At 69.5% G+C, this 3,043-nt stretch carries 2 protein-coding genes; both read left to right on the top strand.

The genetic code is table 11. The annotated features are described in order from the left end of the window. The first annotated feature begins 180 nt into the window (after nucleotides 1-180). Complete coding sequence (locus R1101_RS0120005; protein WP_016935081.1) at nucleotides 181-1,824, top strand: Na+/H+ antiporter; 1,644 nt, start codon at nucleotides 181-183, stop codon at nucleotides 1,822-1,824. A gap of 55 nt (nucleotides 1,825-1,879) precedes the next feature. After that, on the top strand, nucleotides 1,880-3,043 hold a 1,164-nt coding region (locus R1101_RS0120010; protein WP_016935082.1), incomplete at its 3' end, for a sensor histidine kinase.

Consider the following 3,043-nt stretch of genomic DNA (forward strand, 5'->3'; position numbering starts at 1 on the left):
CACAACCGTCGTCGTCGCGGGCTGGGATCACACGCACTCCTCGCAGGGCCGGGTACACGGCGGTCGCTCGGTTGCATACCCGTGCCGTGTCGAGACAAACGATCGGCAGGTTCCTCCGGGCGAGTGGCTCCTGTGCCACGATCACACCGTGAACCGGACGCCTGGCACGGTACTGCCGCGATGAACGGAGCCTGGATCCTGCTGGTCGTCATCGCCGGAATCGCGGTGACCACCGTCGCGTCGCGCCGCGACCTCCAGGCTCCGCTCGTGCTCGTCACCGTCGGAGCGCTCGTATCGTTCGTGCCCGGTCTGCCACGGCTCGAACTGCATCCGGACGTCATCCTCGGGGTCGTTCTGCCACCGCTGCTGTATTCGTCGGCCCTGAGGTTCTCGGTCCCCACCTTCCGTCGGTACCTGCCGTCGATCCTGCGGCTCGGAATCTTCACCGTGCTCGTCACGGCGTTCGTCGTGGCATGGACCGCATCCGCGATGGTGACGGCGCTGAGCTTCGGTGCGGCGCTCGCTCTCGGCGCGGTCGTCGCACCGACCGACGCGGTCAGCGCCGTCGCGGTGGGTCAGCGACTCGGACTGCCGAAACGGGTCCTCGCGGTGCTGACCGGGGAAGGGCTGGTCAACGACGCCACGGCCCTGACCTTGTTCACCGTGGCGATCTCGGCCGTCACGGGAACGCACATCCTCGCCGATTCGCCGGTCCTGTTCTTCCTCTACGAGGTCGCGGGTGGGGTCGCCGTCGGTCTGGTGCTCGCGTACATCGTGCACCTGATCCGCGCCCGGATGTACGACTCGCCGCTCGAGACCGTCCTGGGGCTGGTTCTGCCGTTCGCGGCCTACCTCGCGGCCGAGGAGGTTCACGCCTCGGGAGTGCTCGCCGTCGTCGCCGCCGGACTGTTCCTCGGGCACCGCGCCACCGAGGTCTCGGTGAGCACGCGGCTGCAGGAACGCGCGGTGTGGAAAAGCGTCGACGTGGTGCTCGAGACCTTCGTCTTCGCCTACATGGGCCTGCAATTCCGGTTCGTCCTCGACGACGTCCGCGGCAGCGGCACCGATCTGCATGTCGCGTTGCTCGGCGCGGTGGCGATCCTGCTCGTCGTCATGCTCGTGCGACCCGCGTGGGGCCTGCTGCACTGGGGGCGGCGCGCACTCGTGCGCCGCGCCGGATCCGAGCGCCTCGGCCGCGACCAGCTGCGCTTCCGGGAACACGTCGTGGTGTCCTGGGCGGGCATGCGGGGAGTCGTCACTCTCGCCGCCGCCGGCGGGGTGCCTGTCGTGATCGCGTCGGGTGCCGACTTCCCCGGTCGGGAGATGATCCAGATCTCCGCGCTCGTCGTCGCCATCGGCACACTGCTCATCCAGGGAGCGACCATGCCGTGGCTCATCCGCAGGCTCGATGTCACCGACCCCTACGAGCGTCTGCGGACCGAGGAACAGATGGTGGTGGCCCGCCGGATCTCGGCGGAGTCGAGCGACCGTGTGCTCGGCGAGCTCGCCGCGGACCCGCCCGACGGTGTGAACCCGGAGATCTACGGCACACTGCTGAACAGGGCACGCACGTCGCTCCGATCCCGGCAGGAGGCGGAGACCGCCGAGGACGCGGCGGAGGATGCGGGACCGCAACCGGCCGCGCTGTTCGACGACATCCGGCGCGCGACGTTGCAGGCGCGGCGCCAGGCGCTCATCGACGCACGCGATCGCGGGGAACTCGACGACGAGATCCTTCGCGACGTGCTGGAGAGTCTCGATGTCGACGAGGCAGCCGTGGAGGAACGTATCCGTCGCCGCCGCGACAGCGGTGCACAACGGTAGGACGACAGGCCGGGCGTTCCCGGATCGCCCGGCCGATCCGACGTAACGTGGGCGCATGATCGCGATCGAGCTCGCAGTGGCCGTGCTGCTCCTGGTGCTGGTCGTGATCTCGGTGGTGCTGTGGACCCGGCGGGTGGTCACCACACCCGCCGAACGCGCGGTCCACGCGACGTTGCACACGGCGTCGCTCGCGGCCCGTCCGCTCCGGGCCGGACTCGACGCGTCGTCCGCGAAGGAAGCGGCTCCGCACCTGCGGATGCTGCTGGCCGAAGCTCGCGCGGTGGCACTGCTGGACGAGGACGGCGCACTGCTCGCATGGGACGGTCCGTTCGAGGAACTGACGGACGAGATGCTCGCCGCCGCCTGCCGTGCCGCAGCCGACAAGCGACGTGTCCTCGTCGGTCACCACGATCTGCGCCGGACCAACGGCGATCTCGCGGCCCGCGCACTGATCGCGCAGCCGCTCGTCGTGGAGGACGTGGGTGTCGCGGGGGTGCTCGGAGTCGTGACGACCGTCGAACCCGGCCCTGCGCTGCTCGGTGCGATCACCGAGGTGGCGCGTTATGCGTGCAGTCAGATCGAACTGGCCGAACTCGATGCCTCCCGCGCCCGGCTCGACCGCGCCGAGGTCCGTGCGCTCCGCGCCCAGATCAGTCCGCACTTCATCTACAACGCGCTCAACACGGTGGCGTCGTTCGTCCGCACCGACCCCGATCGGGCCCGCGAACTGTTGCTGGATTTCGCGGACTTCACCCGGTACTCGTTCCGCGCGGCGGGCGAGTACACCCTGCTGGCCGACGAACTGCGCAACATCGACCGGTACCTGACGCTCGAACGCGCCCGCTTCGGCAATGCCCTCGAGGTGCGTCTGCAGATCGCGCCCGAGGTGCTCAACGTGACGCTGCCCTTCCTCGCCCTGCAGCCGCTCGTCGAGAACGCCGTGCGGCACGGGATCGCGGGCAAGGACACCCGCACGGGGACGATCATCATCACGGCGGCCGACGAAGGCACCGACTGTGTCATCAGCGTCGAGGACGACGGCATCGGCATGGATCCGGAACTGCTGCGCTCGGGGACGCTCGACGCGATCGCCGAGAGCGAGCACGGCAGCGGTGTCCGGGAGTCGGCGCACGTGGGTCTCGCCAACGTCGACGACCGGTTACGTGCCGCCTTCGGCAACGATTACGGTCTCGTCATCGAGACCGCGCCGGGTGCCGGC

This window comes from Rhodococcus sp. R1101 (assembly GCF_000278445.1).
GTDB lineage: Bacteria > Actinomycetota > Actinomycetes > Mycobacteriales > Mycobacteriaceae > Rhodococcus > Rhodococcus gordoniae.

What these genes read in the sequence shown, in the direction of transcription:
- R1101_RS0120005 (WP_016935081.1), top strand. Translation starts at nt 181, where the DNA reads ATGAACGGAGCCTGGATCCTGCTGGTCGTCATCGCCGGAATCGCGGTG.